Source organism: Brachybacterium sp. YJGR34, from assembly GCF_003347015.1.
Taxonomy (GTDB): Bacteria; Actinomycetota; Actinomycetes; order Actinomycetales; family Dermabacteraceae; genus Brachybacterium.
The window spans coordinates 1-14222 of the sequence record NZ_PNFB01000030.1 but is presented as its reverse complement, the minus strand read 5'-3'; the positions used below and the strand labels follow the sequence as shown (position 1 = coordinate 14222).

Here is a 14222-nt window from a genome sequence, read left to right as displayed (position 1 = left end):
ACGATCCACGAGGGGAGCGCGTAGAGGGTGGCGAGGCCGGCGAAGGTGAGCAGGCCGGTGGCGAGCAGGGTCTCGACCTCGTAGGCGCTCATCGCGCGACCTCGGCAGCGCGCTCAGCGGCCAGGCGGTCGATCTGCTCCTCATCGAACAGGTACGCGCCGAGACGGCCCTCGACCTTGGCGACGGGCGTCAGGCGGCCGTCGCGGGCCATGTTGAGGATCGTGTTCCTCGAGACACCGAGCCGCTCGGCGGCGAGGTGAGGGGGGATGAGCGCTTGCATGTGCACAACTTAGGCACAGGCGTTGCGCAAATGCAAGCGACGCGCACAGGTCTAGCGGAATGTCGGTCTATGGATCTAGATTGTGCATATGACGATCGACGTGGGTATCGGGCACATCCCGACATGGACCAGGGCGGACCGACTGCGCAAAGCGCGCGAGGTCGCCGGACTTGATCAGACCTCGCTCGGGCAGCGCCTCGGGGTGTCGAGGGGGACGATCAGCAACGCGGAGCGGGGCACCGTTGAGCCGCGCCGCGCCGTGATCATGGCGTGGGCCATGGCGACGGGCGTGCCGCTGCAGTGGATCGAAACGGGAGAGGCCCCGTCACCTGGTGGTGACGGGGCCTCGGGAGATGTGCGCCCGGAGGGATTCGAACCCCCAACCTTCTGATCCGTAGTCAGATGCTCTATCCGTTAAGCTACGGGCGCTTGCCGGCGAACCGACCTCTGGAAGTCTACAGATGCTCCCAGGGGGGCGCCAATCCTGGAGCCATGACGCTGCTCACACGCCCCTGATCGGATCGCCGGCCCGGCTCACCAGCCCGGATTCTGCGGCGGCTGACCGCCCTGCTGCGGCGGCTGGCCCCACTGCTGACCGCCCTGCTGCGGCGGAACCGGCGGCTGACCGCCCTGCTGCGGGGGCGCGGGCGGCGGCGGGGAGGCCTGGCCCCACTGCGGGCCGCCCTGCTGGGGTGCGGCCGGTGGCGGAGGGGTCGCCTGGCCCCACTGCTGGCCCTGGGGAGCGGCGGCAGGCGCGGCGCCGGCGTAGCCGCCGGGGGTCCCGCCCGTCGGTCCGGAGCCGCTGTTCTTCTTCTGACGGCTGCGGATCACGAAGAAGGCCACCGCGGCGAGCAGGAGCAGCAGCAGGAAGCCCAGCACCAGCACCACGACGATCACGATGATCCAGGGGAAGCTGTTGGCGTCGGCACGGATGTCGACGCCGTTGGCGGTGAACTCGGCGAGGTCGGTGTAGGTGACGGTGTTGCCGTCGATCTGGCCGCCCGGCGCCTCGAGGATCTCGCCGGGGAAGGTGAAGGCCATCTGGAAGTCGATGTCGAGCCCGAGCTCGCCGCCGGTGACGTCGCCCGCGGCAGCCTCCTCTGCGGTGATGACGAGGTGGTACTCCCCGTCCTCCTCGGTGAGCGAGAGGGTGCTGTCGAAGTTCTCGCTGGTGATCACGCCGGTGACGAGGCAGCCGAAACGGCCGTCCTCCTCGTACGGCTCGACGCTGGGGGCCATCTCGCCCGCCACGCCGATCTCGCCCTCCATGTCGGTGCAGAACTCCTCGGCGGAGCTGTAGAGGCCCTCGAGGTACATGGTGTCGATCGCGAGGTCGTAGCTGACGTCGATGGTGTCGGCGTCCTGGATGTCGAACTGGGCGTGGAACTTCCCGCACCCGGCCAGGACCAGCACGAAGGGCAGTAGGAGAAGGGCGGCGATCCTGCGCCGTGTCGAGATGCTGTTCATGGGTCCCCCGTCGTGTCGTCCGCTGACTTCTGGCCACGGCGCCGGGTCCAGCGCACGTGCAGGTGAGCCTACCCGGGCAGGGGCGAGCGCGCGGTGGGGAGGACTCCCCATCGCGCGGTGCCGCCGAGGGCGGCGGGATGCCTGGCTACTTCCAGAACATGAGCATGCCGCCGCCGACCATCAGCACGCCGAAGCCCACCGCGAGGTTCCAGTCGCCGATCGGCAGCGGCAGCTGGCCGCTGGAGAGGTAGTAGGTGACCAGATAGAGCAGGCCCAGGATCAGGAACACCACGGCGGTGGGGGCCAGCCAGGGAGGATTCTGCCCGGCGGCCGCGACGCGCCGTCCGGTGCTGCGGGAGGTCTCGGCCGCGGCGGTCCGCTTCACCGAGGAGGCGCGGGTGGAGTCCTTCGCCTTCTCGGAGACCTCGCCGCCGGCGGGCGCGGTGGAGCCTCCCGGGCGCTTCGCCCGGCGCCCCGACGAGGGCGCGGCATCCTTGCCGGAGGGGCGGGCCCCGGACGTCTCGTCCGCAGGCTCGGTCGCCGAGTTCGGGTCGGAGGAGTCGGCCGCGTCCTGGTCCTCCGCCGTGGCCTCCGACGCCGTCTCGTCGGTGGCCTTCTCGGCAGCGGCCTTCGCGCTCGACGCCGCCCCGGTGGACGACTTCTTCCTGCTCCTGGCCATGAAACGGTGCTCCCTCGACGTGGCCGGACGTGCGACCGTGCCGCACGGGCCCGCAGGCGCGGACCTTGGCCTAGGGTAATGGGCGTCGACCGAGCGTGCGAAGTGAGGAGTGACCATGAACGCCGAGGGCCCCCGCTCCGCCCCCGCGGCCTCCGCGCGCCGCCGGGGCCGCCTCGGTGTGGCCCTCGTGATGGTGCTGTGCGGGGTGCTGTTCGCGACCACCGCCCGGATCGCCGGCGGCGGCTCGATCCGCGACGAGAGCGCCGACGTGGCCGGCGTGCTCGCCGAGCGCGGTCGGACGATCGAGGAGCTGACCGAGGCGAACACGCGCGCACGGGAGGAGATCGAGCAGCAGCGCGGGCAGGGCGCCGGTGTCGTGACCGCCGAGCGCACCCAGGAGGTCTCGGACGCCGTCGGCCTCTCCGAGGTCTCCGGCGAGGCCCTGCGCATCACCCTCACCGACGCGCCCACCAGCGCCCTCGGCACGATCCCGGGCACCGAGCCGAACGACCTGGTGGTCCACCAGCAGGACCTCGAGGCCTACATCAACGCCCTCTGGGCCGGAGGCGCCGAGGCGATGATGCTCCAGGACCAGCGCGTCGTGAACGGCAGCGCCTTCCGCTGCGCCGGCAACACCCTGCTGCTCGAGGGTCGCGTCTACTCGCCGCCGTTCGTCATCACGGTGATCGGACCGGTGGAGGAGATGACCGACTCCATGGAGAGCGCTGAGGGGGTCCAGGTGTACCGGGAATGGGTGGACTACGTCGGCCTGGGTGAGCGGGTCGAGACCCTCGAGGAGACGACGCTCCCCGCCTTCGACGGCTCGCTGACCCTCGACGTCGCGGTCGCCGGATGAGCCCCTCGCACCGCCGTCCCCCCGCCCGTCGCGGCGCCGCCGCGATCGGTGTCCTGGGCGAGCTGCTGCTGACCCTCGGTGCGCTGCTGCTGCTGTTCCTGGTGTGGCAGCTGTGGTGGACCGACGTCATCGCCGATCGGGAGCAGAGCGGGATCGTGGACGGTCTCGAGCAGGAGTGGGGTGCGGTCGATGCCGAGCGGATCGCGCCCCGGCAGGAGGGGCCGCCGCCGGTGCCCGAGATCCCGGGGGAGAACATGGTCTGGGGCACGATGCACGTGCCGACCTTCGACCGTGAGGAGTTCCCGCTCGCCGAGGGCGTCAGCCTCGAGGAGGTCCTCAACGTCAAGGGTGCCGGGCACTATCCGGAGACCGCCCTGCCGGGGCAGGTGGGGAACTTCTCGGTGGCCGGCCATCGCAACACCTACGGGAGGGTGTTCGAGGACATCGCGCGTCTGGAGTCCGGGGATGCGGTGGTGGTCGAGACGAGTGAGGCGTTCTACGTCTACGAGGTCACCGAGTCGCTGGTCGTGCAGCCGGACCAGATCGAGGTCATCGCGCCCACGCCCGGCGAGCCCGGAGTCGAGCCCACCGAGAGGATGATGACGCTGACTGCCTGCCATCCCATGTACTCCGCGCGGGAGCGCTACATCGTCCATGCGGAGTTCGCCTATTGGACCGATCGTGACGACGGCATTCCCGAGGCGCTCGCCACCGGTGCGGGCTCCTCCGATGCCGGTGGGGAGGAGGGCTGATGTACGCCTGGCTGTTCCGCCGCCTGCCCGGGCCGTTGTGGGTGCGGATCCTGGTGGCCCTGGTGCTGCTCGCCGCCGTGGTGGCGGTGCTGTTCGCCTGGGTGTTCCCGGCGATCGCGCCCTTCATGCCCTTCAACGACGGGCTGGTGGGCGCCCCGGAGCCCGGCGGGGCGCCGGATCCCGCGACCGCCTGAGCTCGCCTCAGGCGCTGGTCATGAGGGGCTTCAGCCCCTCGGCGCGCACGAGCGCGTCCCGGCCGTCGCACAGCTCGAGGAAGCGCGCGAGCATCAGGTGCCCGTTCTCGGTGAGCACCGACTCTGGATGGAACTGCACGCCGTGCAGCGGCAGCTCGCGGTGGGCCAGGCCCATCACCATGCCGTCGGCGGTGCGGGCGGTCACCTCGAGCACTGCGGGGATGGTCTCGGGCACCACCGTCAGCGAGTGGTAGCGGGTGGCGATCATCGGCGAGGGCGCGCCGGCGAAGACGCTGCGGCCATCGTGGGTGAGCTCGCTGGTGCGCCCGTGCATGAGCTGCGGGGCGTGATCCACCGTGGCGCCGAAGAACTGGCCCAGGGCCTGATGGCCCAGGCACACCCCGAGCATCGGCACCCGTGCCTCGGCGCAGCGTCCGATCACCTCGAGGCTGCGCCCCGCCGTGCTCGGATTGCCCGGTCCGGGGGAGACCAGCACGCCGTCCACGCCGTCGAGGTCCACCGTCTCCTCCGCGGTCAGGGGGACCTCGTCATTGCGCACCACGGTCGTCTCGGCGCCCATCTGCTGCAGGTAGCCGACGATCGTGTAGACGAAGCTGTCGTAGTTGTCGACGACCAGGATCCGAGGGGCTCCACCCGTCGGCTCCCGTCGCGCGATCTCGTGCTCAGTTCCCGTCATCGGCCGTGGCCTCCTCGCTGTCCGCCTCATCCGTGGGCTGCCCGGAGCCGACGCCCCGCCCGTTCCCGTTCCCGGTCCCGGTGGCGGCCTCGTCGTCCTCGCCGGTGCTCTCGCTGGGCGTCTCCGAGGAGTCCCCGGGCGGGTCCTGGGTCGGCTCCTCCGTCGGCGTCGGGTCCTCGGTCGGCTCCTGGGTGGGCGTGGGATCGGGATCGGGCTCGGGCGCCGGCTCGGGGCCGTCGGAGACCACGATGGTCACGGTGGTGCCCCGGTCGACGGATTCGTTGGGCCCGGGATCGGTGCGGATCACGCGGCCCTCCTCGACGGAGTCGGAGTGCTCCGAGGTGGTCTCGACCCCGAAGTCGTCGGCGACCAGGCGGTCCCGCGCATCGGCCAGGGTCAGGCCCGTGACGTTGGGGACGGACACCGGGCCCTCGGGGGCCGCGACGATCAGCGTGATGGTCGCGCCGATCTCCTCGCTCGTGTCACCGACGGGGGTCTGGTCGAGCACGGTGTCCGGGTCCACGGAGCCGTCCTCGCGGGTGCTGGACTCGACCGTGAAGCCGATGTCCTCGAGCGTCTTCGTGGCGGCCTCGAGGTCGAGGCCCTCGACGTTCGGGACCTGGAAGCTGCCGGAGGCCACCGTGAACTCGACGGTGTCGCCCTCCCGCACCCCGGAGCCCGCGGCGGGAGTCGAGCGGGTGACCACGTTGCGCTCCGTCTTCTTCTGGTCCTCCTCGCCGGCGTACTCGGGGACCAGACCGGCCCCTTCGAGCGCCTGCTCGGCCTCGTCGCGCGTCATGCCCACGATGTCCGGGACGTCCACGCCCTCGGGCCCGGTGGAGACGTGCACGGTGACCTCCTCGCCGACGGCGACCTCCTCCTCCGCGGGAGGATCGGTCTCGATGACCAGGTCCTCGGCGACCTCGGTGGAGGTGGTCTGCTCGAAGACCGGCTCCAGACCGGCGTCGGTGAGGATCGATCGTGCCTCGTCCTCGGTGGAGCCGACGACGTCCGGCATCGCGACGGTCTCGGGGCCGTCGTCCCGGAACGGGTCGAAGACCGCGAAGGCCGCGGCGACCAGGGCGATGACGGCGAGGATCACCAGCACGATCAGCCACACGGGCCGCTTGCGCCTCTCCTCCTCCTCCTCGACCTCGTCGGGGGTGTGGAGGCCGAGCGGGCCGGTCGTGGGGCTCGGGCCGGAGCCGCGGGACCAGTCCTGGGCGGCGGCCGCCCCGACCCCGGCGCCGGCGGCCGCGGCGACGGCGGGCATCGCCTCCGTGGCGTCCTCGACGGGGGAGAGCACGGTGGTGGACTCGGGGTCCTCGCCCGCGGCGACGGCGCCCGGCACCAGGGCGGGGGCGCGACCCGCGACCACCGCGGCGATGTCGCGCGAGAACACGACCGCGCTCGGGTAGCGCTCCTCGCGGTCCTTGGCGAGGCCGGTGAGGATCACGGCGTCCAGCGCGGGCGTGATCGCCGGGTTGAAGGCCGACGGCGGCTGCGGCTCCTCGCGCACGTGCTGGTAGGCGATGGAGACCGGGGTGTCGCCGGTGAACGGCGGGCGCCCGGTGAGCATCTCGTACATCACGCAGGCGGCGGAGTAGATGTCGGAGCGGGCATCGACCAGCTGGCCGCGCGCCTGCTCGGGGGAGAGGTACTGGGCGGTGCCCATGACGGCCTGGGTGGCGGTCATCGCGCTGGTCGCGTCCGCGATCGCGCGGGCGATGCCGAAGTCCATGACCTTCACGGCGCCGGCGTCGTTGATCATGATGTTGCCGGGCTTGATGTCGCGGTGGACGATGCCCGAGCGGTGCGAGTACTCCAGCGCGCTGAGCAGCGCGGCCATGATCTCGCCCGCCTGGTGGGCGTCCATCGGGTGCTCGGGATCGATGAGCTCCCGCAGCGTCCTGCCCTCGACGTACTCCATGACGATGTACGGGATCGTGACCTGCGCACCGGTGATGGTGGTCTGCTCCTCCTCGCCGGTGTCGTACACCGCGACGATGGAGGGGTGGTTCAGGGACGCGGCGCTGTGCGCCTCGCGGCGGAAGCGCTCCTGGAAGTTCGCGTCGCGGGCCAGATCCGAGCGCAGGACCTTCACGGCGACCGTGCGATGCAGGCGCGTGTCCTCGGCGAGGAACACGTCGGCCATGCCGCCGGTCCCGAGGATCCTCCCCAGACGGTAGCGACCGCCCAGGACCACGTTCTCTTCGCTCACTCCACACCCATCCCCGTGCCGCGGCCGACACCGGCCGATCCGACCATCGTACGTGCCCAGGACCCATCGCCCGCGGCGACGTGATCAACGACAGACCCTCCCGCGGACAGCGGCAGCCACCCCATCCCGCCCGCGATCGCCACGACGATCGCGACCAGCACCAGGATCAGCAGCACGAGGCCCGGCAGGGACATCCCGGCGACGCGGCGTCCGGTGCTGGTGCCGCGGACGGTCCGGGAGGAGGCGGGGGTGTCCAGGTCCTCGAAGGCGCCGTCCGCGAAGGCACGGTCGGGTCCCTCGCCCGCGCTGCGCGGCGAGCGCGCGGCGGGACCGTCGGCCGACGGCGCCCCGGGAGCGGAGGCCGGCGAGGCGGCGGAGCGGGCCGAGGGAGCGGAGCGGGCCGAGCGCGACGAGGAGCCGGACGAGCTCGACGAGGCCGAGGACGCCGACAGCGCCGAGGGTCCCGAGGCGCCGGAGCGGTGCCGGATGCTGCGCCGGCCGGACAGCGGCAGGGGCATGGCGGCGGTGCGGGTGCCGGTGGGCGAGGTGCCGGCGCGGCGCGCGGGCTCCTGCTCGGGGGAGGAGCCGCCGGGGCGCACCCGGTTCTCGCCGGTCCAGTCGTGGTCCTCGACACGGGTCACGGGGATCGCGCCGGTGGTGAAGCGCGGCTCGACGCCGCGCTGGATCGCCTCGAGGATCCGTGAGACCGCGGCCGCGGAGCGCGGGCGGTTCGCCGGGGCCTTGGCGAGCATCATCATCACCAGCCGGCGCAGGTCCCCGGAGAGGATCTCCGGGAGCTCCGGGGGCTGCTGCTTGACCTGGGCCATCGCAATCTCCACCTGGCTCGATCCGGTGAAGGGCCGGCGACCCACGAGCATCTCGAAGGCGACGATCCCGAGCGCGTAGATGTCGGAGAGGGAGGTGGCCTGCTTGCCCATCGCCTGCTCGGGGGAGAGGTACTGGGCGGTGCCCATGACCAGGCCCGTCTTGGTCAGCCGCGCCTGGTCCTTGCTGCGGGCGATCCCGAAGTCGGTGATCTTCATGGCCCAGTCGTGGTCCTCGTCCACCAGCACGTTCTCGGGCTTGACGTCGCGGTGCACCACGCCCTTGGAATGGGCGGCGTCCAGGGCCCGGGACAGCTCGATGAGCAGGCTGACCACGCGCTTCTCCGGCAGGCCGCCCGGGTTCTCCTCGATGATGTCCGAGAGCGGACGGCCGGGGCAGAGCTCCATGACGATGTAGGCGCGGCCGTCGAGCTCGCCGTAGTCGTACAGCGCGGCGATGCCCTCGTGGGAGAGCGCGGCGGTGTGGCGGGCCTCGGCGCGGAAGCGCTTGAGGAAGCCCTCGTCCCCCGCGTACTCCTCGCGCAGGACCTTGACCGCGACCTCGCGCCCGAGCTCCTGATCGCGCCCCTTCCAGACCTGTCCCATCCCGCCGGTGGCGATCAGTGACGTCAGCTCGTACCGTCCCTCCAGCACGAGTCCCGGTTCGGTCCTCATCAGATCACCGCCTCCATCACGTCCCGGGCGATCGGCGCCGCCGTCCGCGACCCGTATCCGCCCTCCTCCACCACGACTGCGACCGCGATCTTCCGATCGTCCTGCTGGGCATAGCCCACGTACCAGGCATGGGGGGCGCGGTCCTCGCCCCACTCCGCGGTGCCGGTCTTGCCGCCCACCTCGACGCCGTCGATGGCGGCCGCGGTGCCGGTGCCGTCCTCGACGACGCCCACCATCATCTGGCGCATCTGCGCGGCGTTGGAGGCGGTCAGCGGCTGGCCGGCCTCCTGGGGAGTCAGCTCGGCGATGGTCGAGAGATCGCTCGTGCGCACCTCCTGGACCAGCTGCGGCTCCATCACCACGCCGTCGTTGGCGGTCGCGCTCGCCACCATCGCCATCTGCAGCGGCGTCACGCGCGTCTCGTACTGGCCGATGGAGGTCTGGGCGAGCTGCGCGTCGTCGAGGTCCTGGCCCATGGTCGAGGGGGTCACCGAGAGCGGGATCTCCATCGAGGACTCGAAGCCGAACTCCTCCGCCGTCGCGTGCAGCTGCTCCTCGCCGATGTCGATCCCGAGCATCGCGAAGGAGGTGTTGCAGGACTGGCGCAGCGCGTCGGCGAGCGTGGAGGTGTCGTCCGGACCGCAGGGCTCGGTGCCCCCGGCGGCATGGTTGGTCATCACCGAGGAGGAGTTCGGCAGCTCGTAGGTCCCCGGCCCCGGGATCTCGGTCTCGGCGGTGTAGTCCCCGGTCTCGAGCGCGGCCGCGGCGACCACCAGCTTGAAGGCGGAGCCGGGCGGGTAGAGGTCGCCGCCGATCGCACGGTTGGTCAACGGGCGGTCGGGGTCCTCGTTCAGGGCGGTCCAGCTCTCGGCGACGGCGGCCTGGTCGTGCGAGGCGAGCTGGTTCGGGTCGAAGCTGGGGGAGGAGACCATCGCGAGCACCGCGCCGGTCTCCGGATCCAGGGCCACCACCGAGCCGCGGCGGCCGTCCAGCGCGTCCCAGGCCGCCTCCTGCGCCTCGGCGTCGAGGGTCAGCTCGACCTCCGCGCCGGTCGCCTCCCGGCCCGAGAGGACGGCGGAGACGCGCTCGTAGAACAGCTCGTCGGCCTCGCCGGAGAGGGTGTCGTTCAGGGAGCGCTCGATGCCGGTGAAGCCGTAGACCACCGAGTAGTAGCCGGTGACCGGGGCGTACATCGGCTCCGGGTCGTAGGTGCGCAGGTAGCCGTAGTTGTCGTCGGACTCCTGCGAGCGCGCGATCGCGCTGCCGTCCACCACGATCGGGCCGCGGGGGCGGCCGTACTCGTTGTAGATCGCGCGGGAGTTGTGCGGATTCTCGTTCAGCCGCTCCTGGGCGATCACCTGGAAGTAGGTGGTCGAGGTGAACAGCAGCACGAAGAGCACGCTGACCACCAGCCACACATGGCGCAGGGGCTTGTTCACGAGGCGACCTCCTGCGTGGTCCGGGGCCCGGGGGCCGGGGCGCCGGAGGGCACCTGACGGGCCGCGGGCCGACGGGCGGCGTCGGACAGCCGCACCAGGATGCCCACGATGATCCAGTTGCACACCAGCGAGCTGCCGCCCGCGGCGAGGAAGGGGAGGGTCAGGCCGGTCAGGGGGATCACGCGGGTCACGCCGCCGACGACGACGAAGACCTGCAGCGCGAGGGTGAAGCCCAGCCCCGCGGCCAGCAGGGTCCCGAAGCCGTCGGAGATGCCGACGGCCGCGCGGATCGCGCGCTGGACCAGCAGCAGGTACAGCATCAGCAGGGCGAAGGCTCCCACCATGCCCATCTCCTCCGCGAAGGAGGCGAAGATGTAGTCGGACTCCGCGTGGGGCACCACGTCGGGGCGGCCCTCGCCCAGCCCCGTGCCCGCGATCCCGCCGTTGGCGAGGCCGAACAGGCCCTGGTTGATCTGCTCGCAGGCGGAGAAGTTCTCCGAGGAGAGCGGGTCCAGCCAGCAGGTGATGCGGGTCTGGACGTGGGTCATCTGGGTGGCGACGAAGACCGCCGGAGGCAGGAACATCACCGCGCCGATCACCAGCCAGCTGAGGCGATCGGTGGCCACGTACAGCATCGCCACGAACAGACCGAAGAACATCAGCGAGGTGCCCAGGTCGGTCTCGAGGACGAGCACCGCCATCGCGAAGGCCCAGGCCACCAGGATCGGTCCGAAGTCGGACCAGCGGGGCAGGTGGATGCCCAGCACCTTCGGGCCCGCGAGCGCGAGGGTGTCGCGGCGGGAGACCAGGTAGCCGGCGAAGAAGAGGGCGAAGGCGATCTTGGCGAGCTCGGCGGGCTGGAAGCTGAAGCCGGCGATCTCGATCCAGATCTTCGAGCCGTTGCGGGCCGAGCCGATCCCCGGGGTCAGCGGCATCAGCAGCAGCACCGCGCCGCAGACCGCGAAGATCCACGTGTAGCGGCGCAGACGGCGGTGGTCCCGCAGGGTGACGATCACCCCGACGCAGAGGATCACCCCCAGCACGGTCCACAGCATCTGGCGATCGGCGCTCGCCGAGGTGCGCAGGCCGAAGACCTCGTTGGCCTCGTGGACGCTCTCGATCATCGCGATGCCCAGCAGGTTCAGCAGCACCACGACCGGCAGGATGACGGGATCGGCATAGGGGGCGCGCCACATCACCGCGACCTGCAGGGCGATCGCGACCACCACGGCGCCGATCGCGAGCCCGGGCAGCGGCTCGGGGACCTCCCCGAAGCGGCCGAGGCCCACCAGTCCGTAGGCGGTCACCCCGATGACCACGGCGAAGGCGAGCATCAGGGCCTGGAGGAGACGGCGCGGACGCGCCGTGTAGGACACGATCGTGGCCACTACGTCTCCTCCCCCTCGTCCGGAGGCGTGGCGGCGCCGCCGGCGTCGGAGGCCCCGCCGCCGTCGGAGGGCGCGGGGGAGGGGGTGGTGGCCTCGGCCGCGAGGGCCAGGCGGTCGATGATCTGCTCGGCGGACTCCCGATCGGCGGCGGAGATGGTGTTCTCCACCTGCTGACGGGTCACCTCCGGCAGGTCGTCGATCGCGATGTCCGTGACCTCCTCGGGCTGGGACATCGACAACGGCCCCAGATCCTGGGCGATCCCCTGGTAGAGGACCACGTGGGTGCCGTCGGTGCCGACGTAGTACTGCCGCTGCGACCAGGCGTACCCGGCCCACAGCAGCCCGCCCAGCGCGCCGATCAGCAGGATCACCGAGACGACGGCGGGCCACGGGCTGCGCCGCGGCGGCTCCTCCTCGGAGAAGTCCTCGTCCTCGTAGGGGACCTCGGGCTCCTCGCGGGTGAGGGCGGCGGCCTTGGCGGCGGGTCCGGAGGCCGTCGTCGGCTGGTGCCGGTTGCGGGCCGCGGAGCCCACGATCTGCGGGGTGGACGAAGGGGGCTCGACATCGCGCGGCAGGGCGTCGAGATCCACGACGTCGGCGACGATGCAGGTGATGTTGTCGGGCCCGCCGCCCTTGAGGGCCAGCTGGACCAGGGCCTCGGCGCACTCGTCGGGATCCTCGATCTCCCGCAGCGTGAGGTCGATGGTGTCGAGGGAGACCAGGCCGGAGAGCCCGTCGGAGCACAGCAGCCAGCGGTCGCCGGGGTGCGCGGGGCGCAGCGAGAGGTCGAGCTCCGGCTCGGCGTCGACGTCGCCGAGCACGCGCATCAGCACCGAGCGCTGGGGATGGCGCTCCGCCTCCTCCTCGGTGAGGCGGCCCTCGTCGAGCAGGCGCTGCACGAAGCTGTGGTCCTTGGTGACCTGCGTGGTCTCGCCGTCGCGCAGCAGGTAGGCGCGGGAGTCGCCGATGTGGGCGAGGGCGAACTTGCCCTCGGCGCGCAGCATGGCGGTGATGGTGGTGCCCAGGCCCCGCAGCTGGGGCTCGTCGCGGGCGCGGCGCAGGATCTCCTGATTGGCCACGAGCACGCTCTCCTCGAGCGAGGCGACGATGTCCGAGGCCGGGGTCTCGGAGTCCAGGCGGGCGAGGTGGCCGATCGCCACCGAGGAGGCGACGTCGCCCCCGGCGTGGCCGCCCATGCCGTCGGCGACCACCAGCAGGTGGCTCCCGGCATACCCGGAGTCCTGGTTGTTGGACCTCACGAGGCCGACGTCGGACCGGGCGGCGTAGCGCAGGGCGATGCTCATCGCGGACCTCGTCTCAGCTCGATCTCGGTCCGCCCGATCCGCACCTGGGCGCCGGGGCGGAACGGGACCGCGCCCTCGATCGGCCGTCCCGAGAGCAGGGTGCCGTTGGTGGAGCCCAGGTCCTCGACCCACCACTCGCCGTCGCGCTGGAGCACCCGGGCGTGGCGGTTGGAGGCGTAGTCGTCGTCGAGGACCAGCGTGCACTCCGGGGCCCGGCCGATGAGCACGGGCGTGGAGCCGAGGGTCAGCGAGGTGCCGCGCAGGGGGCCGGCGGTGACCACCATCGCGGTGGTGGTGACCTCGGGATCGGTGCGCAGGGAGCCGGGGTCGGTGCCCGCCTCGGCGGCGGCGCCGCCGATGGGCCCGGAGGCGGGACGCTGCTCGCGGCGCCGATCGCGGCTCGAGCGCGTGACCACCGTGGTCCCGAAGAGATCGTTGCGCAGGATCAGGACCACCGCGATGACGAAGATCCACAGCGCCAGCACGAAGCCCAGGCGCAGGGCGACCAGCGTCAGCTCGCTCATGGGGCGATCACCAGCTGCCCGGTCCGGCCGCCGGGAGCAGCATGGTCAGACGGGTGCGGCCGATCTTGATCATCGAGCGGTTCTGGAGGGTGACGGGGGTGCGGATCCGCTCGCCGTCGACGAAGGTGCCGTTGGTCGACCCCAGGTCGGTGGCGACCAGGCTGCCGTCGGACCCGGCGCGCAGCTCCAGGTGGTGGCGGGAGACGCCGGTGTCCTCGAGGATGATGTCCGCGTCGCCGCCGCGGCCGATCACGGTGACCGGACCGGTCAGCAGGTACTGCTGTCCGTCGATCTCGACGATCGGGTTGTCGGTGGAGCCCTCCTGGGCGGCGCCGGTCGCCGGGGCGACGCTGCCGCGCTCGGTGCGGGACTCGGTCTCGAAGCGGCCCGCGCGCACCTCGTCGTCGCGCTCGAGGTCCACGCTGACCGCGCCGACGAACATGTAGCGCTGCTTGTCGGCGTGCTCGGTGAGGACCCGCTGGAGCTCGTCGAGCAGGGTGTCCTTCCAGGAGTCGAAGCGGTCGAAGTCCTGGGAGTGGAGATAGATCGTGTAGACGTTCGGCGCCAGGGTCCGGGTGCGGTCGAGCACCTGGATCTGGTCGTCGCACTCGCGCTTCAGTCCCTGGGCGAGGTCGAGCGGCTTGAGCTGCCCGCGCCCCGGAGGGAAGACGCGCGTCACGCCGCGATCGAGGCCTCGCTCGATCCGATCCAAGATCCCCACGGTGATCCTTCGCTCTCGCTGTCCCAGCGCTCCGTGACCGACCGGCCGTCCTCGGGATGCCGACCGGATGGTCGTCGTCCTGGCGGTCGATCCGCGGAGCAGTTCGCCCAGTGATCGTATCGCGTGAGCAGGTCATCGCCGTGGCGCCGCGGCGGGGAGCCGGCGAGGGATTCGTGCAGGAACGGTAAAGGTCGCCGGACG

General features: G+C 71.8%; 15 protein-coding genes and 1 tRNA gene. 4 read left to right on the top strand and 12 right to left on the bottom strand.

The window, feature by feature from the left end; genetic code table 11:
* Positions 1 to 88 precede the first annotated feature (88 nt).
* Positions 89 to 280: a helix-turn-helix domain-containing protein gene (locus CXH06_RS17345; RefSeq protein WP_114856456.1), complete on the bottom strand. Its 192-nt coding sequence runs from the start codon at positions 278 to 280 to the stop codon at positions 89 to 91.
* 88 nt (positions 281 to 368) lie between these two features.
* Here CXH06_RS17345 and CXH06_RS17340 point away from each other — a divergent pair, with 88 nt between their 5' ends.
* On the top strand, positions 369 to 671 hold the full coding sequence (locus tag CXH06_RS17340; protein WP_114856455.1) for a helix-turn-helix transcriptional regulator: 303 nt from the start codon (positions 369 to 371) through the stop codon (positions 669 to 671).
* On the opposite strand, the gene CXH06_RS17335 is transcribed toward CXH06_RS17340, so the two are convergent.
* The 3 genes from CXH06_RS17335 to CXH06_RS18395 all read right to left on the bottom strand — a co-directional run bounded on the left by CXH06_RS17335 (position 637) and on the right by CXH06_RS18395 (position 2426).
* Positions 637 to 709: transfer RNA gene (locus CXH06_RS17335), tRNA-Arg, on the bottom strand. The two genes, CXH06_RS17340 and CXH06_RS17335, sit on opposite strands and share 35 nt — an antisense overlap.
* Before the next feature lie 105 nt (positions 710 to 814).
* Positions 815 to 1747 (bottom strand): hypothetical protein, encoded by a 933-nt coding sequence (locus CXH06_RS17330; protein ID WP_114856454.1) that lies wholly within the window; start codon positions 1745 to 1747, stop codon positions 815 to 817.
* A gap of 145 nt (positions 1748 to 1892) precedes the next feature.
* Entirely contained in the window at positions 1893 to 2426 is a 534-nt protein-coding gene (locus tag CXH06_RS18395; RefSeq protein ID WP_157975806.1) for a cell division protein CrgA, read from the bottom strand.
* A 115-nt stretch (positions 2427 to 2541) separates the two neighbouring features.
* On the opposite strand from CXH06_RS18395, the gene CXH06_RS17315 reads away from it, so the two are divergent.
* From CXH06_RS17315 to CXH06_RS17305, 3 genes are read left to right on the top strand one after another with little or no spacing between them, the layout of a single operon-like run.
* Positions 2542 to 3282 carry a DUF881 domain-containing protein gene (locus CXH06_RS17315; protein ID WP_114856451.1) on the top strand — a complete coding sequence of 247 codons (741 nt, stop codon included), beginning with the start codon at positions 2542 to 2544 and terminating at the stop codon, positions 3280 to 3282.
* Positions 3279 to 4034 carry a class E sortase gene (locus tag CXH06_RS17310; RefSeq protein WP_114856450.1) on the top strand — a complete coding sequence of 252 codons (756 nt, stop codon included), beginning with the start codon at positions 3279 to 3281 and terminating at the stop codon, positions 4032 to 4034. The genes CXH06_RS17315 and CXH06_RS17310 overlap by 4 nt, the downstream gene beginning before the upstream one ends.
* Positions 4034 to 4228: a hypothetical protein gene (locus CXH06_RS17305; RefSeq protein ID WP_114856449.1), complete on the top strand. Its 195-nt coding sequence runs from the start codon at positions 4034 to 4036 to the stop codon at positions 4226 to 4228. Before CXH06_RS17310 ends, CXH06_RS17305 begins: the two co-directional genes overlap by 1 nt.
* Before the next feature lie 7 nt (positions 4229 to 4235).
* Here CXH06_RS17305 and CXH06_RS17300 read toward each other — a convergent pair whose 3' ends face one another.
* From CXH06_RS17300 to CXH06_RS17265, 8 genes are read right to left on the bottom strand one after another with little or no spacing between them, the layout of a single operon-like run.
* Positions 4236 to 4925: an aminodeoxychorismate/anthranilate synthase component II gene (locus tag CXH06_RS17300; RefSeq protein WP_114856448.1), complete on the bottom strand. Its 690-nt coding sequence runs from the start codon at positions 4923 to 4925 to the stop codon at positions 4236 to 4238.
* A complete protein-coding gene (gene pknB / locus CXH06_RS17295) occupies positions 4912 to 7146 on the bottom strand; it encodes a Stk1 family PASTA domain-containing Ser/Thr kinase (protein ID WP_114856447.1) in 2235 nt (744 codons plus the stop codon). The genes CXH06_RS17300 and pknB overlap by 14 nt, the downstream gene beginning before the upstream one ends.
* Positions 7143 to 8645 (bottom strand): serine/threonine-protein kinase, encoded by a 1503-nt coding sequence (locus tag CXH06_RS17290; RefSeq protein ID WP_114856446.1) that lies wholly within the window; start codon positions 8643 to 8645, stop codon positions 7143 to 7145. The genes pknB and CXH06_RS17290 overlap by 4 nt, the downstream gene beginning before the upstream one ends.
* The gene (locus CXH06_RS17285; protein ID WP_114856445.1) at positions 8645 to 10084 is read right to left on the bottom strand and encodes a penicillin-binding protein 2; all 1440 of its coding nucleotides are present in this window, start codon (positions 10082 to 10084) and stop codon (positions 8645 to 8647) included. Before CXH06_RS17285 ends, CXH06_RS17290 begins: the two co-directional genes overlap by 1 nt.
* Positions 10081 to 11472 (bottom strand): FtsW/RodA/SpoVE family cell cycle protein, encoded by a 1392-nt coding sequence (locus CXH06_RS17280; protein WP_114856444.1) that lies wholly within the window; start codon positions 11470 to 11472, stop codon positions 10081 to 10083. Before CXH06_RS17280 ends, CXH06_RS17285 begins: the two co-directional genes overlap by 4 nt.
* Positions 11472 to 12776, bottom strand: coding sequence for a Stp1/IreP family PP2C-type Ser/Thr phosphatase (locus CXH06_RS17275; protein WP_114856443.1), 1305 nt, complete (start codon positions 12774 to 12776; stop codon positions 11472 to 11474). The genes CXH06_RS17280 and CXH06_RS17275 overlap by 1 nt, the downstream gene beginning before the upstream one ends.
* Positions 12773 to 13300, bottom strand: a complete 528-nt coding sequence (locus tag CXH06_RS17270; RefSeq protein ID WP_114856442.1) for an FHA domain-containing protein — start codon at positions 13298 to 13300, stop codon at positions 12773 to 12775. Before CXH06_RS17270 ends, CXH06_RS17275 begins: the two co-directional genes overlap by 4 nt.
* A gap of 7 nt (positions 13301 to 13307) precedes the next feature.
* Positions 13308 to 14021, bottom strand: a complete 714-nt coding sequence (locus tag CXH06_RS17265) for a DUF3662 and FHA domain-containing protein (RefSeq protein ID WP_114856441.1) — start codon at positions 14019 to 14021, stop codon at positions 13308 to 13310.
* Positions 14022 to 14222: the final 201 nt, after the last annotated feature.

Bases quoted from the DNA above. Each gene is read 5' to 3' on its own strand.
- CXH06_RS17315 (WP_114856451.1), top strand. From the start codon at position 2,542: ATGAACGCCGAGGGCCCCCGCTCCGCCCCCGCGGCCTCCGCGCGCCGC.
- CXH06_RS17270 (WP_114856442.1), bottom strand. From the start codon at position 13,300: ATGAGCGAGCTGACGCTGGTCGCCCTGCGCCTGGGCTTCGTGCTGGCG.
- CXH06_RS17345 (WP_114856456.1), bottom strand. From the start codon at position 280: ATGCAAGCGCTCATCCCCCCTCACCTCGCCGCCGAGCGGCTCGGTGTC.
- CXH06_RS17300 (WP_114856448.1), bottom strand. From the start codon at position 4,925: ATGACGGGAACTGAGCACGAGATCGCGCGACGGGAGCCGACGGGTGGA.
- CXH06_RS17290 (WP_114856446.1), bottom strand. From the start codon at position 8,645: ATGAGGACCGAACCGGGACTCGTGCTGGAGGGACGGTACGAGCTGACG.
- CXH06_RS17305 (WP_114856449.1), top strand. From the start codon at position 4,034: ATGTACGCCTGGCTGTTCCGCCGCCTGCCCGGGCCGTTGTGGGTGCGG.
- CXH06_RS17275 (WP_114856443.1), bottom strand. From the start codon at position 12,776: ATGAGCATCGCCCTGCGCTACGCCGCCCGGTCCGACGTCGGCCTCGTG.
- CXH06_RS18395 (WP_157975806.1), bottom strand. From the start codon at position 2,426: ATGGCCAGGAGCAGGAAGAAGTCGTCCACCGGGGCGGCGTCGAGCGCG.
- CXH06_RS17310 (WP_114856450.1), top strand. From the start codon at position 3,279: ATGAGCCCCTCGCACCGCCGTCCCCCCGCCCGTCGCGGCGCCGCCGCG.
- CXH06_RS17340 (WP_114856455.1), top strand. From the start codon at position 369: ATGACGATCGACGTGGGTATCGGGCACATCCCGACATGGACCAGGGCG.
- CXH06_RS17330 (WP_114856454.1), bottom strand. From the start codon at position 1,747: ATGAACAGCATCTCGACACGGCGCAGGATCGCCGCCCTTCTCCTACTG.